The 24741-nt window shown below is 64.8% G+C and carries 21 protein-coding genes; 9 read left to right on the top strand and 12 right to left on the bottom strand.

Annotation, left to right across the window (positions count from 1 at the left end; translation table 11 throughout):
- Positions 1–372, top strand: a complete 372-nt coding sequence (locus GVL61_RS06880; RefSeq protein WP_159978330.1) for a tRNA-binding protein — start codon at positions 1–3, stop codon at positions 370–372.
- Between the two features lie 13 nt (positions 373–385).
- Positions 386–1165 carry a thioesterase family protein gene (locus GVL61_RS06875; RefSeq protein ID WP_159978328.1) on the top strand — a complete coding sequence of 260 codons (780 nt, stop codon included), beginning with the start codon at positions 386–388 and terminating at the stop codon, positions 1163–1165.
- An 18-nt stretch (positions 1166–1183) separates the two neighbouring features.
- On the opposite strand, the gene GVL61_RS24740 is transcribed toward GVL61_RS06875, so the two are convergent.
- The 5 genes from GVL61_RS24740 to GVL61_RS06855 form a co-directional block, all read right to left on the bottom strand.
- Complete coding sequence (locus tag GVL61_RS24740; RefSeq protein WP_200844877.1) at positions 1184–1360, bottom strand: hypothetical protein; 177 nt, start codon at positions 1358–1360, stop codon at positions 1184–1186.
- Between the two features lie 77 nt (positions 1361–1437).
- Entirely contained in the window at positions 1438–3795 is a 2358-nt protein-coding gene (locus GVL61_RS06870; protein WP_159978326.1) for a bifunctional diguanylate cyclase/phosphodiesterase, read from the bottom strand.
- Positions 3796–3954: 159 nt separating this feature from the next.
- A complete protein-coding gene (gene glmS, locus GVL61_RS06865) occupies positions 3955–5778 on the bottom strand; it encodes a glutamine--fructose-6-phosphate transaminase (isomerizing) (RefSeq protein WP_159978324.1) in 1824 nt (607 codons plus the stop codon).
- 17 nt (positions 5779–5795) lie between these two features.
- Positions 5796–6161: a type II toxin-antitoxin system VapC family toxin gene (locus tag GVL61_RS06860; protein WP_159978322.1), complete on the bottom strand. Its 366-nt coding sequence runs from the start codon at positions 6159–6161 to the stop codon at positions 5796–5798.
- 23 nt (positions 6162–6184) lie between these two features.
- Positions 6185–6418 (bottom strand): CopG family transcriptional regulator, encoded by a 234-nt coding sequence (locus GVL61_RS06855; RefSeq protein ID WP_159978320.1) that lies wholly within the window; start codon positions 6416–6418, stop codon positions 6185–6187.
- A gap of 300 nt (positions 6419–6718) precedes the next feature.
- Between GVL61_RS06855 and GVL61_RS06850 the strand changes: the two genes are divergently transcribed.
- The gene (locus GVL61_RS06850) at positions 6719–7462 is read left to right on the top strand and encodes a lipopolysaccharide assembly protein LapB (protein ID WP_159978318.1); all 744 of its coding nucleotides are present in this window, start codon (positions 6719–6721) and stop codon (positions 7460–7462) included.
- A gap of 49 nt (positions 7463–7511) precedes the next feature.
- Here the strand turns inward: GVL61_RS06850 and glmU are convergent, their stop codons facing one another.
- A complete protein-coding gene (gene glmU / locus GVL61_RS06845; RefSeq protein WP_159978316.1) occupies positions 7512–8903 on the bottom strand; it encodes a bifunctional UDP-N-acetylglucosamine diphosphorylase/glucosamine-1-phosphate N-acetyltransferase GlmU in 1392 nt (463 codons plus the stop codon).
- 60 nt (positions 8904–8963) lie between these two features.
- On the opposite strand from glmU, the gene GVL61_RS06840 reads away from it, so the two are divergent.
- Together GVL61_RS06840 and GVL61_RS06835 are read left to right on the top strand one after the other, a co-directional pair.
- Complete coding sequence (locus tag GVL61_RS06840; RefSeq protein ID WP_159978314.1) at positions 8964–9659, top strand: HAD family hydrolase; 696 nt, start codon at positions 8964–8966, stop codon at positions 9657–9659.
- 91 nt (positions 9660–9750) lie between these two features.
- Positions 9751–10629, top strand: a complete 879-nt coding sequence (locus tag GVL61_RS06835) for an oxaloacetate decarboxylase (RefSeq protein WP_159978312.1) — start codon at positions 9751–9753, stop codon at positions 10627–10629.
- An 18-nt stretch (positions 10630–10647) separates the two neighbouring features.
- Here GVL61_RS06835 and GVL61_RS06830 read toward each other — a convergent pair whose 3' ends face one another.
- Positions 10648–13500, bottom strand: coding sequence for a pitrilysin family protein (locus GVL61_RS06830; protein WP_159978310.1), 2853 nt, complete (start codon positions 13498–13500; stop codon positions 10648–10650).
- 118 nt (positions 13501–13618) lie between these two features.
- Entirely contained in the window at positions 13619–14401 is a 783-nt protein-coding gene (purC, locus tag GVL61_RS06825; RefSeq protein WP_043972592.1) for a phosphoribosylaminoimidazolesuccinocarboxamide synthase, read from the bottom strand.
- Between the two features lie 161 nt (positions 14402–14562).
- Between purC and GVL61_RS06820 the strand changes: the two genes are divergently transcribed.
- Positions 14563–15150 carry a GNAT family N-acetyltransferase gene (locus GVL61_RS06820; RefSeq protein ID WP_159978440.1) on the top strand — a complete coding sequence of 196 codons (588 nt, stop codon included), beginning with the start codon at positions 14563–14565 and terminating at the stop codon, positions 15148–15150.
- Here the strand turns inward: GVL61_RS06820 and GVL61_RS06815 are convergent.
- The gene (locus GVL61_RS06815; RefSeq protein WP_159978308.1) at positions 15147–15614 is read right to left on the bottom strand and encodes a low molecular weight protein-tyrosine-phosphatase; all 468 of its coding nucleotides are present in this window, start codon (positions 15612–15614) and stop codon (positions 15147–15149) included. The genes GVL61_RS06820 and GVL61_RS06815 overlap by 4 nt on opposite strands.
- Positions 15615–15668: 54 nt before the next feature.
- Positions 15669–17519: a response regulator gene (locus GVL61_RS06810; RefSeq protein WP_159978306.1), complete on the bottom strand. Its 1851-nt coding sequence runs from the start codon at positions 17517–17519 to the stop codon at positions 15669–15671.
- Positions 17520–17964: 445 nt separating this feature from the next.
- Here GVL61_RS06810 and GVL61_RS06805 point away from each other — a divergent pair, with 445 nt between their 5' ends.
- Genes GVL61_RS06805 through GVL61_RS06795 form a run of 3 tightly spaced genes read left to right on the top strand, consistent with a single transcriptional unit; the run spans position 17965 to position 20968 of the window.
- Complete coding sequence (locus GVL61_RS06805) at positions 17965–19707, top strand: VWA domain-containing protein (protein ID WP_159978304.1); 1743 nt, start codon at positions 17965–17967, stop codon at positions 19705–19707.
- Positions 19704–20309 carry a TadE/TadG family type IV pilus assembly protein gene (locus GVL61_RS06800; protein WP_235037558.1) on the top strand — a complete coding sequence of 202 codons (606 nt, stop codon included), beginning with the start codon at positions 19704–19706 and terminating at the stop codon, positions 20307–20309. Before GVL61_RS06805 ends, GVL61_RS06800 begins: the two co-directional genes overlap by 4 nt.
- Positions 20306–20968, top strand: coding sequence for a TadE/TadG family type IV pilus assembly protein (locus GVL61_RS06795; RefSeq protein WP_235037557.1), 663 nt, complete (start codon positions 20306–20308; stop codon positions 20966–20968). The genes GVL61_RS06800 and GVL61_RS06795 overlap by 4 nt, the downstream gene beginning before the upstream one ends.
- A gap of 63 nt (positions 20969–21031) precedes the next feature.
- Here GVL61_RS06795 and GVL61_RS06790 read toward each other — a convergent pair whose 3' ends face one another.
- Both GVL61_RS06790 and GVL61_RS06785 read right to left on the bottom strand, forming a co-directional pair.
- Positions 21032–23095 (bottom strand): glycoside hydrolase family 97 protein, encoded by a 2064-nt coding sequence (locus GVL61_RS06790; protein WP_159978302.1) that lies wholly within the window; start codon positions 23093–23095, stop codon positions 21032–21034.
- A complete protein-coding gene (locus GVL61_RS06785; protein ID WP_159978300.1) occupies positions 23092–24723 on the bottom strand; it encodes an alpha-amylase family glycosyl hydrolase in 1632 nt (543 codons plus the stop codon). The genes GVL61_RS06790 and GVL61_RS06785 overlap by 4 nt, the downstream gene beginning before the upstream one ends.
- Positions 24724–24741: the final 18 nt, after the last annotated feature.

Below are 24741 nucleotides of genomic sequence, written 5' to 3'. Positions count from 1 at the left end.
ATGCACCTCGACCACGACCCTGCCGCGCTCGCAGCCGAAGAGATCGGCTTCGACGATTTCCTGAAAGTGGACATCCGCATCGGCACCGTGGTCGCGGCGGAAGTCTACGAGGGCGCGCGGAGGCCCAGCTACCGCTTACGGATCGATTTCGGTCCCGGCATCGGCGAGAAGAAGAGCGTCGGCCAGGTGGCCGCGCTCTATTCTCCCGAGGAGCTGGTCGGGCGGCAGGTGGCGGCAGTGGTGAATTTCCCTGTCCGCCAGATCGGCAAGGCTCTGTCCGAAGTGTTGACTATGGGCTTCGCGGACGAGGAGGGCAGGGTGGTCCTGTTCTCTCCCGACAAGACGGTGCCCAACGGATCACGCCTGTTTTGAGGGAACTGTTCTGATGCTGGGCCTTGGCACCATGCTTGCAGAAGCGGAGCCGCTGGAAGGCGGCTTTGCGCTCGAAATTACAGACGACTGGCTGCAGGGGCGTACCGCTTATGGCGGGCTGACCTCCGCCATAGCGCTGGCGGCGGCGCGGGGCGTTTCGGACGACCTTGCACCGCTGCGATCGGGCCAGCTGTCGATGATCGCACCGCTTGCCGGTCGGGTCGAGGCGAGGGCAAAAGTGCTTCGGCAGGGGCGCAACGCGACTTGGGTTGCTGCCGAACTGACCGGCGAGAGCGGGGTTGGCTTCACCGCCAGTTTCGTTTTTATGCGGCCTGTCGAGAGCGTGCTTTCCATCGATCATTATGTGCTGCCCGAAGGGGTGATCCCTCTGGCGGATGCGCCGCCGGTGCCGATGGATCAGGCCCCGGCTTTCCTGCGCAACCATTTCGAGGTCCGTTTCGCCATGCCGAAGGCGCTGCTCGGAGAGGCTGACCTGTGCTGGTGGGTCCGGCCGCGTGAGCGGGACGGCCTCCACTCCGAAGTCGAGTCCGTGCTGTGCGGCGATGCGCTGCCGGTGGCGGTGTGGCCGCTGCTGTCGTTCCGCGTGCCGATCTCGTCGATGCAGTGGCACCTCAACATGCTGGATTCGCGTGCGGCGGCCGACGGCTGGTGGCTGATCCGCTCTACCAGCCAGCACGCAGCGCATGGCGGCGCCAGCGAGCATATCATGCAGTGGAGCGGCGATGGAACGCCCGCGATTACGGGGATGCAGTCGGTCGCCGTATTTGGCTGACGCCTCGGCGTCTTGGGCTCAGCGCCCGCGTATGCCCTTGACGAAGGCGTAAGAGCCCACGCCGAAAACGACCAGCGCCAATGCGAAGCCGCTGCCTGCGCCCCATTTCGCCCCCTCTGCCCCCCACAGGAAACCGCCGCCGGCCAAGCCGAGCAAAGGCAGGACGATCAGGAGCAGGCATCCGATAACAGGCATGGGGACAGGTTTCCGCGCGAAAAATGTGACTGCGCGTTCTCGCACTTGCAGCATGAACTGGGTGTGACCCGCCGCGCTTACGCTACGCTCTGGCGGTCGATTTGGCCCTGGCTGCTGAACAGGCCCCTCGCGTCGTGCGGGGACATCGGGCGGCCGAAGAAATAGCCCTGGATCTTGCGGCAGCCCAGCTTGCGGATCACCTGCACCTGCTTCTCGGTTTCCGCGCCCTCTGCCGTGGTCGACATGCCCAGACTGTCCGCCATGGCGACGACGGCGCGGATGATGGCGAGGCTTTCGGCATTGCCGGTCGCCGCGCCCTGCACGAACGAGCGGTCGACCTTGATGGTCGAGAACCGCAGGTTGCGCAGATAGCCGAGCGAGGAATAGCCGGTGCCGAAATCGTCGAGCGCCACCGCGCAGCCCAGGCTCATGATCTGTTCCAGCGCCGCGCGGGCCTGACTGGCATCACGCAGGAAGATGCTTTCGGTAACTTCGATCTCGAGCCGGTGCGCGGGCAGGCCGCTACCCGAAAGCGCCCCCACGACGCTGGCTGCGAAATTGCTGTCGAGCAGTTGTTCGCCGGAAACGTTCACGGCAACGCGCACATGCGGCGGCCAGTTCATCGCCTCGCGGCAGGCTTCGCGCAGGACCCATTCGCCAATGGGGACGATGAGACGGGTATCTTCGGCCAGCGGAACGAATTTGGCGGGACTGACCGCGCCATGCTCGGCGTTGTTCCAGCGCAGCAGCGCCTCGAAACTGAGCACGGCTTCGGATGTCGCGTCGACCACCGGCTGGTAGACGACGTGGAATTCCTTCCGGTCCATCGCGCGGCGCAGCGCGAATTCCAGCTTGCGCCGTTCTTCGGCATGGGCGTGGAGCGCGGGCTCGTATGTGCAGTGGGTGTTGCCGCCGGTGTCCTTCGAGCGATAGAGCGCGAGGTCGGCGTTGCGCATCAGCGTCTCGACGCTGGAGCCGTCGCGCGGGCCCATGGCAGAGCCGATCGAGGCACCCACGAACAGCGTATGGTGGTCGATCTCGTAAGGCTGCGACAGGCGGTGGATCACGCGCCGGGCCACCTGGTCGATCTGCCTGGCGTCGGATGCATCGCGTATGACGATCGCGAACTCATCGCCGCCAAGGCGCCCGCAAAGCTCGTTCTCGCTCATCTGCTCCTTGAGCCGTTCCGAGACGCGCGCCAGCAACTGATCGCCGACATGGTGGCCCAACGTGTCGTTGACGGCCTTGAAGCGATCGAGGTCGATCATCAGGAAGGCGCAGCGCGTGCGCCACTTGTCCGCATAGTCGAGCGCGCCGGCCAGCGTTTCGGTCAGCATCATGCGGTTGGGCAGGCCGGTCAGGGTATCGTAGCGGGCGAGCCAGGCGATCTTGTCGGAATTTTCACGCGCCTCGGTGACGTCCGAGCCAACGCCGCGGAAGCCGTCGAAAACGCCGTTTTCGTTGATGCGGGGGGTGCCGGAAAGCTCCCACCAGCGTGATTGTCCGTCGATCGTCGCCCGCACCAGCAGGTTCGAGAAGGGTTCGCGCCGCTTCAGCCGTTCAGCCAGTTCATGGAGGCTGGGGGGGAACTGGCCGGTTTCCCAGGCGGGGCCGGAGATGAGCTGGACCAGAGGCATGCCCTCAGCTTCGGCGGCGTCGCGGTCCAGTGCATAGGCGAAGCGCGGGGAGACCGAGCGGACCCGGCGGCCGGTGTCGATCTGCCACAGCCAGTCGGCCTGGCCTTCCTCGAATTCGCGCAGTAGCAGCGAGACGACTTCGTCCTTTTCGGCCATCCCGGCCTCGGCGATCTTCGCGGTGAGGTAGCGACGGGCGCCCTCGATTGCGCCGACCAGGACGATACCCATGAACAGAATCGCGATCGCGGCCATGTCGTAGCTGCCGCGTAGAACGAACGTTGTGATGGCCGCGCCGCCGACGATACCGGAGAACAGCAGCGTGCTCATCGGAACTGCGGGGCTGAGGATCACCGATGCCGCCATCAGCATGGCCAGCACGGTCCAGATCTTCACCTGGGTCTGCGGGTCCACGAACATAGCCAGTCCACACAGCGGCAGGGCCCAGGCCAGTCCATTGCCGATGGACCCAAGCATATGCGCCTTGACCTCGTCATGGGTGACGTGGCGACGATCGGTGTCGGCAAGCGAACGATCGATGCGGTAGCCGTGGCAGTGGGTCACCGTGAGCAGCACCAACCACGAGGCGATGGCAAGAGGGTGAACCCTGCCAAGAAGCAGCATGGTCGTGGCCAGCGCGGCTACTGCCTGAGAGACGATACGGGTGAAGGTTGTGCGGCGCAGCGCCGAGAACTGGAGCCCGCGCAGCCGTGCCCAATCCCCGTCAGCGGGGTCCGACAGGCCAAGTACCGCAAGAACCGGAAGCTCCTTCGGTAGGGCTTTGCTGGCAGGAGTCCTCATGTTCACGCGTGACGGGGTACCGTTCAAAGGGTTAGCGGGAGGTTAAGTAATCGACCCGGTGCGGATCTACCCGTAGATAGTTATGTGCAAGACGGTCCTGTTAACCTCTTGCTATTCGCCTTCTTTACTAATCCCCGTCCTTCCTGTTCGTTTCCCGTCTTATTCGACAGTGACGCTCTTGGCGAGATTGCGGGGTTGATCGACGTCCGTGCCTTTCACGCAGGCGACGTGATAGGCCAGCAGCTGGACCGGCACCGCATAGACGAGCGGGGCGATCAGGGGATGGACGCGCGGCATTTCGATCGTGGCGATGCAGCCTTCGCCGGCCTCGGCGATGCCTTCCGCGTCGGAGATCAGGACGACCTTGCCGCCGCGCGCGCGCACTTCCTGCATATTGCTGACGGTCTTTTCGAACAGCGGGCCTGACGGGGCGAGGACGATCACCGGCACTGCCTCGTCGATCAGCGCGATGGGGCCGTGCTTCATCTCGCCCGAGGCATAACCTTCGGCATGGATGTAGCTGATTTCCTTCAGCTTCAATGCGCCTTCGAGGGCCAGAGGATAGTCGGGTCCGCGGCCCAGGTAGAGCACGTCGCGGGCCGGAGCGATGAGGTGGGCCATAGCGGCGATCTCTTCGTCGTGGTCGAGCGCGGCGTTGAGGCTGGCGGGTGTCGCCAGCAGGTGCTGGACGACCTCCATCTCTTCAGAGCGGTCCATGCGCCCGCGCTTGACCGCAAGGTGCGCCGCCAGTGCGGCAAGGACGGCGAGCTGGCAGGTGAATGCCTTGGTTGACGCGACGCCGATCTCCGGGCCGGCGTGCGTGGGCAGCAGCAGGTCGGCCTCGCGTGCCATGGTGCTGGTGGGCACGTTGACGACGACGGCGATGGTCTGGCCGGCCGCCTTGCAGTGACGCAGCGCGGCAAGGGTGTCCGCCGTCTCGCCCGACTGCGAGATGAACAGCGCGAGGCCGCCCACCTCCAGCACCGGGTCGCGGTAACGAAACTCTGATGCCACGTCGATGTCGACGGGCAGGCGCGCAAAAGTCTCGATCCAGTACTTGGCGACCATGCCAGCGTAATAGCTGGTGCCGCAGGCGACGATGGTGATGCGGTTGATCGCGCCTAGGTCGAAGTCGATCTGGGGCAGGGCGACTGACTGGTCGACCTGGCGCAGGTAGCTGCGCAGGGTCTGGGCGACCACGGTGGGCTGCTCGAAGATCTCCTTCTGCATGAAGTGGCGGTAATTGCCCTTCTCGATGGCGACGGCGGAGGCGCCCGAGGCGACGATCTCGCGCGTTACCGGGTTGTTTTGCGCATCGTAGATCTGCGCGCCCTCGCGGGTGATGACGACCCAGTCGCCTTCGTCGAGGTAGGTGATGCGCTGGGTCAGCGGGGCGAGGGCCAGCGCGTCAGAGCCGAGGTAGGTTTCGCCGTCGCCGTAGCCGACGACCAGCGGCGAGCCGAGGCGGGCGCCGATCAGCATGTCGGGAAAGCGGCGGAAGGCGATGGCCAGCGCGAAGGCGCCGCGCAGTTGAGGCAAAGCGGCCTTCACTGCGTCCTGCGGCGACAGGCCGGCCTCGACCTGTTCGGAGACGAGATGGGCGACGACTTCGGTGTCGGTCTGGCTCTCGAACTTGCGACCGCGCGATTCGAGGCTTTCGCGCAAGGGCTTGAAGTTCTCGATGATGCCGTTGTGCACCAGCGCCAGTTCGGCGGTGGCATGCGGATGGGCATTGGCGGCGGTCGGCGCGCCATGGGTGGCCCAGCGGGTGTGGGCGATGCCGGTCAGGCCGGGCGCGGGATCGTGCGCCAGGACTTTTACCAGGTTTAGCAGCTTGCCCTCGGCGCGGCGGCGCACGAGCTGGTCTTCATGGATGGTGCAGACGCCTGCGCTGTCATAGCCGCGGTATTCCATGCGCCTGAGGCCGTCGACCAGGCGGTCTGCCACGTCTTCCTTGCCGACGATGCCGATGATGCCACACATGAGCGTATGCGCTTTCTTTAGAGGGTATAAGGGACGCGGACGCCCGGCATGCTTGCCGGAAAATCCTTGGTATTTCGTGTAACGAGAATGGCGCCGTGCACTTGCGCGGTTGCCAGGATCAGGGCGTCGAGCAACTTGATCTTCAGGCGATTGTGGATATCCGCTGCTGCCGTGGCGGCGCGCGCCTCGATCTCGACGACGTCGAAATAGGAGATCAACTGCTGTACTCTGGGACGGGTTTCAGGCGGTTCGCCCGCCAGTATTTCGGTCCACACGATACGGCTGATCCGATGGCGGCCATAGCGCGACAGTTCCGCCGCAGCCTGAGGACGATCCTTCAGCCAGTCGATAAGGATGTTGGTGTCGAAAAACGGATCGGCCACGTTGCTTTGAATTGCCCAGGATTTCAGTCGACCGTGCGGTCTGCGCGCAGGGTGCGCTGGTATTCCACGGCGTCCCCGATATCGTCGCGGTTCTTCCAGTAGCCGGCCCCCCGCGCAATCCAGTCCTGCGAGGATTCGGCGCGGTAGACGCTTACCGCTTCGCGCAGCACCGACGCGCGCGATTTGCCCTGCTGGGCCGCGCGCGCATCGAGCCACCTTATGTCTTCATCGGGAAGGTCTGCGAGGATGCGAGTCATGACGATCCGATATCACGTCGCGATATCATGCTCAACAGGGATGCATCGGGTGTCATGCCGAGACCATGGACCAGCGGGGGTTAACGGTCGCTTTCCAGCGGCAACAAGTATCGGAACTACGCGGCTCACAGTGCAGGGTAATGCGACGAACGGCGATGTGATCGTGGCAAGACGACTTGTCAAACCGTAGTGTTAAGATATTCTCCCCAATTCAACGAACACTGTCTGACGATTGGTCCGACTACAGGGCCCGGCACAGACCGGCGCGGCATCGGTGTTTTGGGGAGAGGAACATAGCCGATGAGCGCAAGAATTGCGTTGGTATTAACAGGGTCATTGTCTCTGCTGTTCGCGGGATCGGCGCAGGCCAGTTCCGCCGAGGCGGAAGGTCCGGCTACTGTGTCGATTGCTCCGGTCGCGCTGGTCGCCGCCGCGTTCGAAAGCGGCAAGCCGGTCAAAGCAAGTTTCGACGCCGGTGCCCGTGTCGAGCAGGGCTTCAACCTGATCCGGCGCGGCAAGCAGGCGGAGGCGGTGAAGATGTTCGATCAGGTCATCGCCCATACCGACCAGCAACTCTACGGAGATACGCGCAACCGTCTTTGCCGTGCGGGCGAGGCGGCAGCAGACAGTTCGCTTTCGGTCGACCCTGCGGTGTGTGATGCTTACTTCGGCAAGGGCTTCGCGCTGATCGACATGGGCCGGGGCGACCTGGCCGAGGCGGAACTGCGCAAGGCGAGCCAGATGGCACCGGGCAATGCCCACTTCGCCAACGAATATGCCGAACTCTTCAAGTCGCGCCGCGATTGGCAGAAGAGCTACGATACGTTCGCGCAGGCCTGGGCTGTCGTCGACAAGGCAACCGGCGGTCCCGACGCTTCGGTAGCGGCGCGGGCGCTTCGCGGCATGGGCTTCAACAAGGCGCAGCTTGGTCAGTACGACGAGGCGCAGCAGCTGTTCACCCAGTCGCTGCAATATGATCCCAAGAACGAAATCGCGCTTGCCGAGCTGGGTAATATTGCTCGCAGGAAGGCCATCGGCTCCTGATCGGCAATTGACGGCCACGCCGGGGTGATCTCCGGCGTGGCGTCCGGTTTCAGCCGTTCTTCTCGGCCTTTTTCTTCTTCATCGCGTCATGGAAACGGTCGGCCCAGCCGGGCTTGACCAGTTGTTCGCCGCGCACCAGCCTCAGTTCTCCGTCGGCTACGTCGCGCGTTACGGCGCTCCCAGCGGCGACTATGGCGTCGGCGCCGATCTTTAATGGCGCGACAAGGGCGCTGTTGGAGCCGATAAAGGCGCGCTCGCCGATCACCGTCCTGTGCTTGAAATAGCCGTCGTAGTTGCAGGTGATCGTGCCCGCTCCGATGTTTGCGCCGGCGCCGACTTCCGCGTCGCCGAGGTAGGTCAGGTGATTGGCCTTGGCGCCTTCGCCCAGCACCGCGTTCTTCATCTCGACGAAATTGCCGACCTTGGAGTTGGCCTTGAGCACCGCGCCGGGGCGAAGCCGTGCATAAGGCCCGATGGCGACGCCGCTTTCCAGGGTGGCGCCCTCAAGGTGGGAGAAGGCGTGGATCGTCACGTTGTCTGCCACGGTTACGCCGGGGGCGAAAACGACGTTGGGCTCGATGGTCACGTCGCGTCCCAGCCTGGTATCCCAGGAGAAGAACACCGTTTCGGGGGCGATCAGGGTTGCGCCATCGGCCATGGCCTCGACGCGGCGCTTCTTCTGCCAGCGGCCTTCCGCCTCGGCGAGTTCGGCGCGGCTGTTGATGCCGCCCACTTCGTCCGCGTCGTCGGTGACGATGACGGCGCAGGCCCGGCCTTCGAGAGTGGCGATATTGACGATGTCGACGAGGTAGTATTCGCCATTGGCATTGTCGTTGCCGACTTTGGCAAGCAGGCCGAACAGGTCGCCCGACTTGACCGCCATCAGCCCCGAATTGCAGAGGGTGCAGGCGCGTTGTTCGTCGGTGGCATCCTTGTACTCGACCATCATGGCGATGCGCCCGTCGTCATGGGCGAGGATGCGGCCATATTGCAGCGGGTCGGCAGGTTCGAAGCCCAGTACGACCACGGCCGGCGCATCGGCGGCATGGAGCCGCTCGATCATCGCGCGCATGGTCTCGGCTCGCACGAAAGGCACGTCGCCGTAGAGGATCAGCACATCGCCGTCGAAGCCGGCCAGCGCGCCTTCAGCCTGTTGCACGGCGTGGCCGGTGCCCAGCTGCGGGTCCTGCACGGCGATTGCGGCGCGCGTGCCCAGCGCCTTCTGCAGCTGCTCGCGACCGTGCCCTGCGACGACGACCTGCCGCTGCGGTGCCAGCGCCTGTGCGTTAGCCAGCAGGTGTTCCAGCATTGGCCGCCCGGCGATCGGATGGAGCACCTTGTGCAGGTCGCTCTTCATCCGGGTGCCCTTGCCGGCGGCAAGGACGACAGTGGCCAAGGGCGCGCCGGGAGGCGCTGCGAGCGGGGTACTGGCAGAAGTCATGGGGGTACTCCTGCCAGCAAATTGTTGCGGTTTCCACACCAAGCCGCCACTGCAGGCGAGATGACTGCATTTCCCTTTCAAATCGTCGGTTTCGACCTCGATGGAACCCTGCTCGACAGCCTCGGTGATCTTGGTCACGCGGTGAACCATGCGCTCTCGCTGGAGGGGCGGCGTTCGGTGCCGATCTCCGAAGTGCGCGGTTTCGTCGGCGGCGGCGCGCGCAAGATGCTTGCCAACGCAATGGTAGCGACGGGCGGCGCAGTGGACGACGCACGCTTCGAGGAACTCCACGATGCGCTGCTGACCTATTACGAGGCGAACATCGCAGTCGAGACGCGGCTGTTCCCCGGCGGTGAGGCCATGCTCGATGCCCTGGCGGCAAAGGGTGTGAAGATCGCAGTCGTCACCAACAAGCTGGAGCGCTTTGCGGTGAAGATTTTCGACGAGCTTGGGCTGTCGGATCGTTTCTACACCGTCATCGGCGGCGATACGCTGGGTCCGGGCCGGGCCAAGCCGAAGCCGGACCTGCTGCACCTCATGCTCGAACGCGCCGGGACCGAAGGCAGGGCGGCCTATGTCGGCGACACGACCTACGACACCCGCGCCGCAGCGGCTGCCGGGCTACCCTGCGTGGTTGTGGGCTTCGGCTTCAGCGACATGACACCCGAGGACATGGGCGCAGCGGCGGTGATCGGTCACCTTGGCGAACTGGTCCCCGCGCTTGAACGCATCGGGCAATCGGCCCCGGCGGCGTAACGCCCCGCCGATACGTTGAGGCGGCAGGCGCGCGCGCTTGCCAGCCTTGGATCGCCGTGCGAGCCCTCCTGCAAAAGAGGGAGACGAGACGATGCCGACACCGGGCGAGAAGCTGCGTGCACTTATAGAAAACGGCGAGCATTTCGTCGCCGCCGAAGCCTATAGCGCGCTGACCGGCCGTATCGTCGAACATGTCGGCTTCAAGGCGGCCTATCTGGGCGGCCATGCCTGCTCGGCCTTCCACTATGCCGTGCCCGACAATGGCAGCTTCAGCCAGATTGAGCAGATCGAGCAGGCGGGGCGCATCGCCCAGGCCATGGATATCCCGCTCGTCGCCGATGCCGATACCTTGGGGGAAACGGTGGCCGATGCCTATCGCCTCACCAAGATGTACGTCGCGGCGGGGATCGCCGGCTACCACGTCGAGGACGAGGTGAACCCCAAGCACTCCAAGCACGTCAACGGACTATGCTCGATCGAGGAGATGCAGTGCCGGATCGAGGCAGGTGTGAAGGCGCGCGGCGACTCGGGCCTCGTCATCATCGCGCGCTGCGACGAACTCTATACCAGCGCAAATGGGGGCGGCGGCACCGGCTCTATCGAAGAGGCGATCCGGCGGGCACACGCTTATGCCGAGGCCGGGGCGGACACGGTGGTCTTCGCCAGTGCGCCGCCCGAGCAGCAGATGCAGGTGATCCCGCATATGAAGATCCCGGTATGCACGCTGGGCTTCAACCTGCCGGATACTCGCTTCACTCTGTCCACCGGATGGGGCTGGGTCTCGGCGGCTGTCAATCACCTCAAGATGGCGCGCGAGCTGATGGAGACAGGATCGGTTGCCAGCGCGATGGGGGCTTTCACCAATTTCCCCGAGAAGTACGACCTGATCGACCAGACCCTTTACGACGACCTCATCGTCGATTGGGCGGACCGGGTGGGCAAGCCGACAAGACCGAATCACGCGCGGTGACGCTGACGAGGGGTGTGGTCAGCGTTTCGGAACCGCCACCCCCTCGGGCAGCACCAGCACTTCCAGCCCCGCATCCGGCGCGAGGTAGCGTTTGGCCATCGCCTGAACGTCCGCAGGGGTCAGGGCCAAAACGCGTTCCTTTGCCTTTTCGAATCGCGCGATCCGGTCGGGCTGGGTCTGGGCGTGTTCGACCAGTGCCATCCAGCCGCCGTTGTTCTTCAGCGCGTTCTGCAGCCCTTCGACCAGCGGCTGTCGGGCGCGGTGCAGGATGTCCTCACTGATCGGCGCGGCGCGCAGTTCGTCCACCACCTGCCGGATCGCGGCGCGGGTGGCGGTGACTTCCGATACATCGACCGAGGCGTTGACGGCGAACACGCCGTAGCCCTTCCACTCGTGCGAGAGTGAACTCGACGCAGAGGGGGAATAGGCCTTGCCCAGCGCCTCTCGAAGCTGGTCGGTCAGTTCCACGCGCATGACCCGCTCCAGCATCTCCAGCGCCAGCGCTTCCACCGGGTCGGCATCGTCGCGGGTCGGCCAGGTGATGCGCAGCAGGGCCTGGTCGGCCGGGCCGGTATGGCGGATCACGCGGGGGGCGCGGTCGCCGGTGAACAGGCGCGGCGGCTGGTCGCCATAGGCGCGGAACGCCGGTTCGCGGGCGGGCAGGGCGCCCAGCGTCGCGGCGACGAGGGCGATGGTCCTGTCCTCGTCGATGTCGCCAACCACGCCGACCTCGATGGCGCCGTGCGCGAGGCGCTCGCCGATGTCCTTCTGCAGGCGGGCATAGGTGAGCTGGCGGTAATCCTCGACCTTCTGCAGCGAAAAGCGCGGATCGTTGTCCGAGAGGATGCCGCCGAGGTCGGCCTGGAGCGCCGAACCGGGGGCGGCGCGGACCTGCGCGAAGTAGTTGTTGATCTGTTGGCGATACTGGACCTCGCCCTCCGGCCGATAGCCGGGCGCGGTCATCAGGGCGGTGAGCAGCTGCAATTGCAATTCGAGGTCGCGCGGGGTGGTGGCGACGCGCGAATCGAAACTGGCCTCTCCGCGCGAAAAGCCGAAGCCGACGGTGCGCCCGGCTAGGATCGAATCGAGGTCGTCGCGGCTGTGCAGCGCAAGTCCGCCTTCGTCCAGATAGGGGACCATCTCGCTCGCCAGCGGGTTCGCTCGGGTGTCCAGCATGTCGCCGCCGTCGATCGCAAGGCTGACGCGGATACGGTCGGTTTCGAGGTCGGTCTTCCTGAGGTTGAGCATCACCCCGTTGGCGAAGCGCACTTCGCGGATGGCGAGGTCCGGGGTGCGCGTGTCGCTGACCACCGCGCCCGGCGTGCCGAAATCGGTATAGGCGAACGTTGTCGCGGCGGCCTTGGTTTCGCGGCCGACTTTTGCACGCATAGCCTCGCGCCAGGTCGTGCGCAGTGCTGTAGCGCCGCCTTCGGGAGCCTGCCTGCCCTGGAAGCGGATCAGCGGCTTGTCGAGAGCCAGCGCCTCGTGCTTCATCGCGGCCAGCACGGCATCGGGCGTGATCTGCGCGGCGTAGGCCTCGAAGCGCTCCAGTCCCGACTTTGGCGTGGCGGGGACCAGTTCGTCGTCGACCAAGGTGAGCGCCAGCTGGGTCAGCGCGGCATTGCTGCGCGTGCCGGCAGAGGCCGCCGCGTTGGTCAGAGCGGTGCGCACCTGCGCCACTTGTTCGGCGACTTCGCCCGCCTCGAATCCGTAAGCCAGCGCGCGGCGGTATTCGCGTCCCGCGGCGTCGAGGCCGACGCGCCACTTGCCGTCGACGGTGTCGATGATGAGCCGCGTCGAGCGAGCCGCCTCGAACACGTCGCCCGTGCCGAAGCCAGCACCGCGAAACGGCGGCTCGGCGCCGCGCGAGAGGCGCTGGAGGCGGCGGTTGACGATGTTATAGCCGATAGAGCGCAGAAGTCCCTCGCGGCGCTGGGCGAGGCTGTCCGGCTCGTCCTGGTACTTGCCGTTGCGCTGGACGGTGATGCGCTCTGCCAGTGCGGGATCGAGGTATACGGCGGCGCGGTCGCGGTCCTTTGGCTTTATTGGGCCGGCATCGGGCTGGGGATCGGCCGGTTTCGCCGCCCAGTCGCCGAAATGGCGCACGATCCCGGCTTCTACCGCCGCAACGTCGAAATCGCCGACGACGACCAGCGTGACATGGGCGGGCACGTATTCGCGCTCGTAGAAGGCGCGCAGGGTTTCGGCATTCGCGGCGTTCAGTGTTTCGACAGTGCCGATCGGGAAACGCTCGGCATAGCGGGCACCGGGGTAGAAGAACTGTGTCGTGGCTATGGCGTTGCGCAGGGCCCAGGAATTGCGGTCGCGCATTTCGGCCAGCACGACGCCGCGTTCGCGGGTGATGGCGGCCTGTGAGATCGTCAGGTTGCTTGCCGTCTCGCGCATCAACATCAGCGCGGTATCGAGCAGGGCCGGATCGCTGCGGGGCAGGTCCAGCTTGTAGAGGGTGCGGTCGAACCCGGTGGAGGCATTGGTGTCCGCGCCGAAAGCCAGCCCTTCGCGTTCGAGCAGAGGGACCATCTGGCCTTCGGGAACACGGGTGGAGCCGTTGAAGGCCATGTGTTCGACGAAGTGCGCGAAGCCCTGTTCCTGTTGCGATTCGTCGAGCGAGCCGGCGTTCACGTCCATGCGCACGATGCCGGTTCCGGCGGGCGTGGCATTATGACGGATCACGTAGCGCATGCCGTTGGCCAGGCGGCCGAAGCGGAAATCCGGGTCGACCGGCACGTCGCTGTGCTCGAACGCCCAAGCAGTGTGATCGCGGGTCGTAGCGGGGCGGGGGGGCTTGTCCTTGGCGGCCAGCGGCGCGGGCGCCAGCACGATCAGGATAGCAATCAGGGAAGCTCTCATCGCGTCAAGGACTGCCCGCCCAGGCCAAGGATGGCAAGGGGCGAGGTGATCGCCGCAGGCATGAAAAAGCCCGGCGCGCAGGTGGCGTACCGAGCTTTTTCGTAACCGGAAGGCGGATTTACTTGCCGCGCAGCTTGCGGTGCTTGGTCAGGTCCAGAACCTCGCTCGGGCCGCTGTCATCCTGCAGCAGGCCGAGACGGCGGGCGACTTCCTGATAGGCCTCTTCCTCGCCGCCGAGGTCCTGGCGGAAGCGGTCCTTGTCCAGCTTTTCGCCGGTGATCATGTCCCACAGGCGGCAGCCATCGGGGCTGATCTCGTCTGCGAGGATCACGCGGCTGTAATCGCCGTCCCAGATGCGGCCGAACTCCAGCTTGAAGTCGACGAGGCGGATGTTGATCGCCGCGAACATGCCCGCCATGAAATCGTTCACGCGGATGGCCATCGCCGCGATGTCCTGCATCTCGTCGTGGTTGGCCCAGCCGAAGCAGGCGATGTGTTCTTCGGAGACAAGCGGGTCGCCCAGCGCGTCGTCCTTGAAGTAGTATTCGATCAGCGTGTGCGGCAGCATCTCGCCCTCGGGAATGCCGAGGCGCTTGGAGATCGAGCCGGCCGCCACGTTGCGCACCACGACCTCGATCGGGATGATCTCGACCTGGCGGACCAGCTGCTCGCGCATGTTGAGGCGGCGGATGAAGTGGTTCGGTACGCCGATGTGGTTGAGGCGCGTGAACACATACTCGCTGATGCGGTTGTTGATCACGCCCTTACCCTGGATCGTGCCCTTTTTCTGCGCGTTGAACGCAGTGGCATCGTCCTTGAAATACTGGATCAGCGTGCCCGGCTCGGGGCCCTCATAGAGGATCTTGGCCTTGCCTTCGTAGATCTGGCGGCGACGGGACATGCGCGTGGTCCTTGAAACGACAAAAGAGCAAACCCCGACGCGATCGAGCCGCTTTGGCGACTTTATCGGCCGGGGCATTCGAGCGGGCATATAGTGGAAGCGGCGTCAAAAGCAAACCGGGCAAGGATGGCAGCGTGGACGAAGCCGCGCTAGCCTGCGGCATGACCGTTACAATCGATACTCTCAATGGCGACGAAGTGCTTGCCGCGATCGATGATCTGGCGGCCTTGCGGATGACCGTTTTCGCCCGGTGGCCTTACCTTTATGACGGCGACGTAGGCTACGAGGCCGACTACCTGCGTGAATTCGTTGAGGCGCCCAGCGCCGTTCTTGTGGCGGCGCGCGACGACGGGCGGATCGTCGGAGCGGCAACGGGCTCGCCGATGGCGGCGCAGAAGGCGCAGTTTCGCGCGCCTTTCGCAGCGCGCGGGCTCGATGTCGAAAGCCTGTTCTATTTCGGCGAATCCGTGCTGCTGCCCGAATATCGCGGGCAGGGCATCGGCCATGCCTTCTTCGATCACCGTGAGGCGCAGGCTCGGCGCTGCGGCGCGCAGGCCGCGACGTTCGCGGTAGTGATCCGGCCCTTGGATCATCCCGACCGCCCGGCGGACTATCGTCCGCTTGGCCCGTTCTGGCAAAAGCGCGGCTATGAGCCGGTCGAAGGCTTCGTCACCGAATTCGCCTGGAAAGACCACCGGGACGAGGGCGATACACCCAAACCGATGCAATACTGGCTGCGGCGCCTTTAACGACTCAGCTCTGTCACCAGTTGACGCGCTGCTGCGTTTACCTGCTGCCAGGTCTCCTCGAAGCCTTCGGGGCCGCCGTAATAGGGATCGGCGACGTCCTGACCTTCCAATCCCGGGACATGGTCCAGCAGCAACGACAGTTTCGCATGGGGATGGCGCGGGGCGATGCGCTGGAGGTCGGCGTAATTGGCGGCGTCCAGCGCGACGATGCGGTCGAATCGGGCGAAGTCCTCGGGCTTCGCCTGACGGGCGCGGTAGGAACTGATGTCGATGCCGTGGCGCTGCGCCTCGGCGCAGGAACGCGGGTCGGGGCCCTTGCCGACATGCCAGGAGCCGGTTCCGGCCGAATCGACGAGAATGTCGAGACCCGCTGCTTCCGCCTCGCGGCGCAAGGCGGCCTCGGCGAGGGGGGAGCGGCAGATATTGCCGAGGCAGACGAAGAGAACGGACGGAGTTTGGCGCATTTCCACACGATAGCCGCAGCGATGCGCCGCGTCACCCGGCGATGGGGATAGCCTTCAGCGTACGGCGGCGCCCGCTTCTTCGGCAAGGCGGCGCAGCATGGAGCGCACGTCCGCTCCGATGAACGGTTTGCCCAGCATTGGGCGGGCGCCGTGGCCCTGCGGCAAGTGATCCCGGTCGTATCCGCTGACGAAGGCGAAAGGGGTATCGTGCGCGGCGAGCATGTCGGCCACGGGGTCGATCTTTTCGCCGTTCAGGTTGCCGTCGAGCAGGGCGGCGTCGGGCCGCCCGTCGCGGATCATGGCCAGCGCCTGCTCGCAGGAAGTTGCCGGGCCGATGGCAATCGCGCCGCCGTCCTCGATCTCCATCATCAGTTCCATCGCCACCAGCGGTTCGTCCTCGACCACGAGGATGCGCAAGGGGGGCAGTGTGTCGGCAGGCTGGAACGGGGGTGCCGAATCGTAGGCGGGCTGTGCGGGGATGGGCAGGGGCGCCTCGTGCTCGGCAGGATCTTCAACGGGGGCGACCAGCGGCAGGGTCATCGTCCAGCGGACGCCTTCCGGAGCAAAGTCGGACGTGATGTGCGCGCCATCGGCCGCCATGCTGTGCTCGATCAGGGTGGAGCCGAAGCCGCGCCGTTCGGGCGGGGCGACGGGCGGGCCGCCGTGTTCCGCCCATTCGAGTTCGAGCACGCCCGCTTCCAGCCGCCAGACCAGATGCACTGTGCCGGTGGCATTCGACAGTGCGCCGTGCTTGTGGGCATTGGTCGCCAGTTCGTGGAAGATCAGCGAGAAACGCAGCGCCAGTTCGGGCGGCAGGTCGACATCCGGGCCGGCGAGCAGCAGGCGGTCCTCGCTCACCGCGCCGATAGCGACCTGGTCGGCAATAAGGTGGCGCAGACGCGCGCTTTCCCAGGTCGTGGCGCTGAGCATCGAGTGGGCGCGCGAGAGCGCCTGGAGGCGCCCGGTGAAAGCGTCCTGGAAATCCTTTTCCGAGCGGGCATGGCGAAACCCCTGCGAGGCGATCGCCTGGACCGTGGCGAGGGTGTTTTTGACCCGGTGGTTCAACTCGCCGATCAGCAGCCGCTGGGTGTCCTCGGCGCGGCGGCGCTCGGTTACGTCGAGCAGTTCGATCATCACGCTGCCGGGGCGCAGGCCGCCTCCCGCGAGCGAGGGCGCCAGCGAGGAGCAGTACCACTCACCCTCGCGCAGGGTGCCGTCGGCATGGGTGAAGCGGTGCTGCTGCATGGCGCGGCGGTCTCCGCCGGTCAGCAGCGCGTTCATGCCGGCCAAAAATTCCTCACGGCCGCCGTTCGAGGGTAGAAACGGCGCATCGGCAAGGGCCAGGCCGAGCATCTCGGCGGCGGTGTAGCCGACCATGCGTTCGGCGCTGCGATACCAGCCGACGATCCGCAGGGTAGAATCGATCTCCAGCATGGCCAGCGGCGAATTGTCGCCGTGCGCGCGCAGGCGGCCCAGCGCGGCTCCCAGTTCATCGCGCTGCGAGGCGATTTCGCGGCGTTGGCGGGCCAGTTCCACGAAGACTGCAACCTTGGAATTGAGCACGGTGATGTCGAGCGGCTTGAGCAGGTAGTCGACTGCGCCGGTCTCGAAACCGCGGAACTTGCGGCGCTCGTCAGTGGCGACGGCGGTGAGGAAGACGATCGGCACGCCGCGCGTCCGCTCGTTTCCACGCATCAGTTCGGCCAGTTCGAAGCCGTCCATATCGGGCATCTGCACATCTAGCAGGGCCAGCGCGAATTCGTGTTTCAGCAGCAGTTCGAGCGCTTCGAACCCGGAGGCCGCCGTGACCAGTTCCACGCCCGGCTGGTCGAGCGCGGCCTCCAGTGCGACGAGATTCTCACGAATGTCGTCGACAGCCAGGATCCTGATCGATTCATTGGGCAATGGCTGCCTCCTGCACGTTGTGGATAGTGCGGCGCGGGATCGTCTCCTTGCGGCCCGGCCCGAATGGGCCAAGGACAGGGAAACCGCCGGAAGGCAAGCATCGCGCCGGCAGGCCGTGGGTACGGTGCCGGAGCGTGGGAGCGGCATGTAGCAGAATGGATGGCAGGGTGGATAAAGTTTTCGGGTAATCGAAACTGCGCGCATTCTTCATTTGGTATCCAGCGCCGTTGTAAGGCCGTGCGGGGATGCCGGTGCCAGTGCGGACCGTGCGCCCCTGGCGCGCGCGATCCCCGGATCGGGCATGGCAACGCGCGGCACCCCGCTTTGGTTCCCGCCGTGACGGCAGAAAACTTCCTTAAGACATTGCTGGTAGGACCCGGAGATTATCGGGGAAATTCCAAGAGCGAGTCTGGTTTACACGATGGGGCAAGCACCAAAAATCGACATGCGGCCGGTCCGCGAACTGCTGCGCGATACAGCGGGTAACGTACTGCCCATCGCGGCGATCGGCTTGCTCGTCGGAGTTGCCGTCATTGGCTCCGCCGTCGATCTCAGCCGCAATTATCTCGCCAAGGAACAGCTCCAGACGGCCTGTGACGCCGGCGTGCTGGCGGGCCGCCGCACGGTGACCACGAACGGCTGGGACACCGCGTCCAAGAATGCCGCCAACGCTTATTTCAAGACGAACTACAACGAGAACGCGCAGACCACGAGCCAGACGAAGTTCGACGCCGTTTCTTCCGACGACGGCAACACCATCACAGCGACGGCGTCGACCGTGCTCGATACGCTTCTGATGCGTGTCTTCGGCAAGGAAACGATCACCGTCACCGTTACCTGCGGCAGTTCGATGGGTGTGGGCAATGCCGATATCATGATGGTGCTCGATACCACGGGCTCGATGGCCAATTCGCTTTCGGGCGGGCAGACGCGAATTGAGGCGCTGCGGGCGGCGGTGAAGAACTTTTACCAGACGATGTCGGCCGCGACCGGCGCCAGCAACGCGCGCGTGCGCTATGGTTTCGTGCCGTTCAGTTCGACCGTCAATGTCGGCCGCCTGATCAACGATCTCGACCCGCGCTATCTTGTCGACTCGCGCCAGTACCAGTCCCGCGTTTGGGAACCCGGCACGACCGACGATAACGATACGAGCACTGACTGGAAGCTCTATTCGAGCAAATCCTATTCGTCGTCTTCGAAGTGTAGTTCCGATTTGCCGTCAACGACCGATTTTTCGGATGTATCGGGTCAGTCGAAGCAGCAGCGGACGGAATACTCTTGCCGTCAATCGGGGTCTTACTACATTTACTCGCGCACCACGACGCGTCCCTACGCCTTCAATTACCGGCCTGAGACCTATGACACCAGTGCCTACAAGAAGTTCAACAAGGTAACGACGCGCACCGGCAGCGGCGGGGCCAACGTTTCGTCGACGTGGGGAGGCTGCATCGAAGAACGCAGCACCATCGCGCAGTCGAACTTCTCCTATTCGTCCGCCACCGGCATCACGCCGACCGGCGCGCTCGACCTCAACCTCGACGGGATTCCAGGTTCGGACGACAAGACCAAGTGGGCGCCGATGTGGCCGGAAGTCGCCTATTACCGATATACCAGTTCGAACCGATACACGACGAGCAACTCTGCCTACGGCGCCAAGACGACACTGTATTGCCCGGCCGAGGCGCAGTTGCTCAAAGCGATGGACAAGGACGGTTTCGCCAAAGTTGCGGATTCTCTTACGCCGATCGGTGGCACCTACCTCGACATCGGCATGATCTGGGGTGGGCGCATGCTTTCGCCGCAGGGTCTGTGGAGGGGCCTGGTAAACGACGATCCCGACAACGGCGGCGAAGTGGCGCGTCACCTCATCTTCATGACCGACGGCGAAATGGAGCCCAACGCCTATATCCAGCAGGCCTGGGGCATGGAGTACTGGGACCGCCGCGTCACCAGCGACGGCACCACCAACGACGAGGCGCGCCATACGGCCCGCTTCCGCGCTGTGTGCGAGGCGATCAAGGACAAGGGCATCCGCATCTGGGTCGTGGCCTTCACTGCGGCGCTGAACGATGACCTGAAGGCTTGCGCTTCGGACAGCAGCTCCTACGTCGCGGGCAATGCCGCCGAGCTGAACTCCGCGTTCCAGGAAATCGCCAAGCAGGTGGGTGAGTTGAGGGTCGTCGAGTGACGAGGGCGCCCCTCGTGCGTGAAGCGCTGCGTGCCTTGCGGGGCGATCGGCGCGGCGTGACTGCGATCGAGTTCGCGGTAACGGCGCCGGTGCTCTTCATGCTGCTGATCGGCATCTACGACATGGGCCACATGGCCTATCTCAACGCGGTGCTGCACGGCGCGGTGAACCAGGCCGCACGCATCGGTGCCCTTGAAATCGCCGACACTGCCAAGGCGGATACCTATGTAACCGGCCTGGTCCAGGGCGTGGCACCGGGCGCAACGGTCACCAGTAAGCGCGTCAGCTATTACGACTTCGCCGATATCAAGCGGGCCGAGGCGTGGAACGACAAGAACGGCAACGGTATCTGCGACAATTCCGAAAGCTACACCGACGAAAACAAGAACGGTCGCTGGGATGCGGACATCGGCACCACCGACAATGGCGGCGCCAATGACGTCGTGCTTTACACGGTGACCGTGACTTACACGCCGATCTTCGTGAACCCGTTCGTAAGCAACGCGAAGAACGCCCGCACCCTGATCGCCAGTGCGGTCAGCAAGAACCAGCCTTACGCACTTCAGGAGAAGTACGGTTCGGCTGCGGGGATATGTTCGTGAGACTTCCCGACCGTACCATGCTGCGGCTGGGCTCGCTGGCGCAGCGGCTGCGCGAGGACCGGCGCGGCGTTTCCTTCCTCGAATTCGCGCTGATCCTGCCCGTCCTCATCACGCTGGGCTTTTACGGCACCGAACTGGCGACGATGGCGACCGTGAACATGCAGATCGGGCAGATGGCCACCTCGGTTGCCGACAACGCCTCGCGCCTGGGCCAGACGGACAACAGCGCGGTGACGCCCACCGTGACCCAGACCCAGATCGATTCGATCATGACCGGCGCTCTTGTCGAGGGGGCGGCCTTCAATTTCGAGGCCAATGGCCGGATCATCCTTTCCAGCCTGGAGCGCGATTCCGCGACCGGGCGCCAGTACATCCACTGGCAGCGCTGCAAAGGTAGCCTCAAGGCCAATTCGAAGTATGGCAAGACCGGGACCGGCCTGACCGGCACGACACTGGCCGGCATGGGCAACCCGCTGATCACCGCAGTCGATGGCTCGGCGGTGATGTACGTCGAGATCTATTATACCTATCAGCCGCTGTTCGGCTCGATGTTCGCGGGCAATCCCAGCTTCCACCGCGAGGCTGCGTTCATGATCCGCGACGACCGCAACCTGACTCCCGGCATTACGCCCACCAACACCGATACCAGCTGTTCGTAAGTTGATACCGGTGAGTTGGAAAAAACCGTCGTCTCCGCCTGCACGGGGACGACGGTTTTTCTTTTAGCGGCCCGGCTCAAGCCTGATGGCCGTGCCGCCACCGGGGGCCAGCCACACGTCCATCGTATCGCCCTTGCGCACGGTCCTGGTGTCGTAGGCGATCCTGTGGCGGGCCTCGGTGAGGTAGGTGGCGCCTTCGCCATCCTTCCAGACGCTGGCCTTGTAGCTCTTGCCCGCGTCGAGGAAGTCGAACTTCAGCGTCACCGTGCGCGCCGTGGCATCGTTGACGCCGCCGACGAACCAGCGCTGCGAATTCCGGTCCTTGCGCGCGAAGATCGCATAGTCGCCCACTTCGCCGGCGATGAGGTGGCTTTCCGACCAGTCGGTGGGGACGGACTCGATGAAGTTCATCTCGCGCGGGTACTTGTCCAACTGCTCGATGAAGTCCGCGGCCATCTGGATCGGCGAGTAGATTGCCATATACAGCCCGAGCTGCTTGGCCAGGGTGGAGGCCAGCGGGCCGTTGGCGCCTTCCAGGCTCAGTACGCCCGGCGTGAAGTCCATCGGGCCGGACAGCATCCGGGTATAGACCAGAGTAGGCTCGTGCTCCGGCCCGTTGGCGAAAGTGCCCCAGGCGTTGTATTCCATGCCGCGCGCGCCTTCGCGCGATACCCAGTTGGGATAAGTGCGGCGCAGGCCGGTGTCCTTGACCGGTTCGTGCGCGTCGATGGCGATGTGGTGCCTGGCCGCATCCTGCACCACGGCGAGGTGATGCTGCACCATGCGCTGGCCGTCATGCCATTCCATGCGCAGCGGCCCGGCCGCAGCGCCCGGCGCATCGGTGTTGGCAATGATGCCGCCGCCGTCCGCGACGTAGCCGGTCTTGACCACGTCCACGCCCAGCTTCTGGTACAGGGCGAAACCCTCGTCCATGTGTGCTTCGTAGTTGGCGATGTTGCCGCCCGTTTCGTGGTGACCGATCAGGCGCACGCCCTTCTTGCGGGCATATCTGGTGATCGCCTCGATATCGAAATCGGGGGTCGCCTGGGTGAAGCTGAACTCGTCGCCGTGACCGAACCAGTCGCCGTTCCAGCCCTTGTTCCAGCCTTCCACCAGCACGCCCCGGAAGCCATGCTGCGCAGCATAATCGATGTACTGCTTGGTGCGCTCGGTGGTGGCGCCGTGCTTCGCCCCTTCCGCCCAGCTCCAGTCGTTGCGGATCATACCCCACCAAATGCCGATGTAGCGCGCGGGCTTCACCCAGCTCACATCGCCCAGCTTGTTGGGTTCGTTAAGGTTAAGTTCGAGGTCGTTGTCGACCAGCCCCGCCGCATCGTCAGCGATGCGCATCGTGCGCCAGGGGGTGGCGAAAGGCAGGTCGCGGACCACGCGGGCCCCGCGAGAAGAAGGCGAGAGGGTGGTGCGGAATTTCTGCCCGTCCGCGCGCTTGAACCAGTAGCCGGCGTAATCGACCAGCGCCGCTTCGTGGAAGGAAAGATGGGTGCCGTCGTCCAGCTTCATGGTGATCGGCGTGTGCGCGGTGGAAACGGCGTCGATCGGGGTCTTCTGGTAGACCTGCTCGTAGCGGTTCCATTCGCCGCCGGGAATCCACCATGCAGTGCCCTTGGGGACGATGTCGAATTCGGTGGTTTCCTCGGCGATCTTCATCGTCTTGAGGCCCGGCTGCTGAGGCACTTCGTAGCGGAAACCCACGCCGTTATCGAACAGGCGGAAGGTTACGTTCATGCGCCGCTCGCCGTAAGTCGCCCCTTGCTGGAAGCGCACGGTGAGCTGGTTGTAGGTGTCCTTCACAAACCGTCGCTCGCCCCAGGGCTGTTCCCAGGTGTCGTTGCCCCTGGCGGTTTCGCTGCTGGTGATGGCAAAGCCGCGCGCCATGTTGAGGCCGTCGGTCAGGACGAAGCCCAGCTTGCTCGGTGCGATCAGCAGCTTGCCCTTGCGCGAGATCGTGTAGGTCGGGCGGCTGTCATTGTCGGTGCTGACGGTGAGCACGATGCTGCCATCGGGCGAGGCGGCGGTGACGGTCTTGGCATCTTCAGCCATAGCGGGATGGGCGGCGAACGCGGCGAAAGTCAGGCCGGCGGTGGCCAGCAGATTGAGCGGTTTCATGCCTGTTCTCCTTCGATGATCCACACGCCGCCCCATGCGGGCAGCGTGCCGGGGTCTGCCCCGTTCACGGCCGCGAGGACGCGGCCGGACGCGGCGATTTCAGTGGGCCATGCTGCAGCATCGGCTCCCATGTTGAATGCGGCGAGGACGCTTTTGCCCTCGGCAATGCGGCGCAGCACGAGGCGGGTTTCGTCCGCCACCAGCACGTCGCAGGAACCGCGGCGCAGCGGCGCGCTATCGCTGCGAAGGTGCAGCAAATGGCGCGTCAGGTTAAGCAGCGATGCGGGATCGGCCTCCTGCCGGTCCACTGCTCGTTCAAGGTTCTGCGCGCTCAGCGGCAGCCACGGCGTGGCGCCATTGGACCCACTGGTGAAGCCGCCATGCTCGTCCTGCGTCGCCCACGGAAGCGGGGTGCGAACGCCGTCGCGTGACAGGGTGAGGGGCCAGTTGGCGATGGCCTCGGGATCGCGGAGTTGCTCGAAGGGAATCTCGTCCTGCAGCAGGCCCAGTTCCTCACCCTGGAACAGGATTGGATTACCGCGCAGCGACAGCAGCAGCATCGCCTTCATTCGCGCGAATGCCTCGATTTGGTCCGGCGCGCACCAGCGGGAAAGGGCGCGGGGGGCATCGTGGTTCTCGAACGCCCAGCTTGGCCAACCGATGCCTGCCTCATCCGGCCAGAAGTCCTGCGCGGCGGCGATGCGCGCCGGGGTCAGCTTGTCGGCATAGAGGAAGTCGAAGCCATAGGCGCTGTCGAGGCGGGCGGGGCCGTGAGTGAAATCCTTCATCTCCTGCGCCGCGTTCTTGCCGCCCACTTCGGCCAGCGAATAGGTGTCCGGGTAGGAGGCGATCAGGGCCTGCAGCCGCTCGATGAAACCGATGATGTCGGGGTGCGACTGGTTGTGCACCTGAAGCTGGAAATCATAGGGCCGCGTGCGTGCACGGCCGTCCTGCGGCGCGGGCGGATTGTCGCGCAGCAAAGGGTCGTGCATCGAGTGGTTGAGCGCGTCGATGCGAAAGCCCGATACGCCCCGGTCCAGCCAGAATTTCGCCACATCCAGCAGGGCCTGCTGCACGTCCGGGTTGTGGACGTTGAGCTGCGGCTGCTCGGCCAGGAAGTTGTGCATGTAATACTGACCGCGCCGCGCATCCCAGCGCCATGCCGGACCGCCGAACACCGACTGCCAGTTATTGGGCGGCGAACCGTCCGCCCCGGCATCGGCCCAGACGTACCAGTCGGCACGCGCATTATCGCGGTTGGCCCGGCTTTGCGCGAACCATGGGTGACGGTCGGAGGTATGGGCATAGACCTGATCGACGATGACCTTGAGGCCAAGGGTATTTGCCTTGGCGATCAGCGCGTCGAAATCCTCGATTGTGCCGAACATGGGGTCGACCGCGCAGTAATCGGAAATGTCGTAGCCGAAGTCAGCCATGGGCGAGGCGTAGAACGGCGAGATCCAGATCGCGTCCACGCCAAGGCGGGCGACATGGTCCAGACGGGCGGTGATGCCGGGCAGGTCGCCGATGCCGTCGCCGTTGGAATCGGAGAAGCTGCGCGGGTAGATCTGGTAGATCGCGGCGCCGCGCCACCAGGGGGCAGGGCCGTGCTCATTGGTGTTCGTCATTGCGGGTTCCGGGCCATC

Origin of the sequence: Novosphingobium sp. 18050, assembly GCF_902706195.1 — a bacterium.
Taxonomy (GTDB): Bacteria; Pseudomonadota; Alphaproteobacteria; order Sphingomonadales; family Sphingomonadaceae; genus Novosphingobium.
This window is presented reverse-complemented; position numbering and strand designations above follow the sequence as displayed.

Coding starts and splice junctions, on each gene's coding strand:
- GVL61_RS06880 (WP_159978330.1), top strand. CDS start 1: ATGCACCTCGACCACGACCCTGCCGCGCTCGCAGCCGAAGAGATCGGC.
- GVL61_RS06875 (WP_159978328.1), top strand. CDS start 386: ATGCTGGGCCTTGGCACCATGCTTGCAGAAGCGGAGCCGCTGGAAGGC.
- GVL61_RS24740 (WP_200844877.1), bottom strand. CDS start 1,360: ATGCCTGTTATCGGATGCCTGCTCCTGATCGTCCTGCCTTTGCTCGGC.
- GVL61_RS06870 (WP_159978326.1), bottom strand. CDS start 3,795: ATGAGGACTCCTGCCAGCAAAGCCCTACCGAAGGAGCTTCCGGTTCTT.
- glmS (WP_159978324.1), bottom strand. CDS start 5,778: ATGTGTGGCATCATCGGCATCGTCGGCAAGGAAGACGTGGCAGACCGC.
- GVL61_RS06855 (WP_159978320.1), bottom strand. CDS start 6,418: ATGACTCGCATCCTCGCAGACCTTCCCGATGAAGACATAAGGTGGCTC.
- GVL61_RS06850 (WP_159978318.1), top strand. CDS start 6,719: ATGAGCGCAAGAATTGCGTTGGTATTAACAGGGTCATTGTCTCTGCTG.
- glmU (WP_159978316.1), bottom strand. CDS start 8,903: ATGACTTCTGCCAGTACCCCGCTCGCAGCGCCTCCCGGCGCGCCCTTG.
- GVL61_RS06840 (WP_159978314.1), top strand. CDS start 8,964: ATGACTGCATTTCCCTTTCAAATCGTCGGTTTCGACCTCGATGGAACC.
- GVL61_RS06835 (WP_159978312.1), top strand. CDS start 9,751: ATGCCGACACCGGGCGAGAAGCTGCGTGCACTTATAGAAAACGGCGAG.
- GVL61_RS06830 (WP_159978310.1), bottom strand. CDS start 13,500: ATGAGAGCTTCCCTGATTGCTATCCTGATCGTGCTGGCGCCCGCGCCG.
- purC (WP_043972592.1), bottom strand. CDS start 14,401: ATGTCCCGTCGCCGCCAGATCTACGAAGGCAAGGCCAAGATCCTCTAT.
- GVL61_RS06820 (WP_159978440.1), top strand. CDS start 14,563: ATGACCGTTACAATCGATACTCTCAATGGCGACGAAGTGCTTGCCGCG.
- GVL61_RS06815 (WP_159978308.1), bottom strand. CDS start 15,614: ATGCGCCAAACTCCGTCCGTTCTCTTCGTCTGCCTCGGCAATATCTGC.
- GVL61_RS06805 (WP_159978304.1), top strand. CDS start 17,965: ATGCGGCCGGTCCGCGAACTGCTGCGCGATACAGCGGGTAACGTACTG.
- GVL61_RS06790 (WP_159978302.1), bottom strand. CDS start 23,095: ATGAAACCGCTCAATCTGCTGGCCACCGCCGGCCTGACTTTCGCCGCG.
- GVL61_RS06785 (WP_159978300.1), bottom strand. CDS start 24,723: ATGACGAACACCAATGAGCACGGCCCTGCCCCCTGGTGGCGCGGCGCC.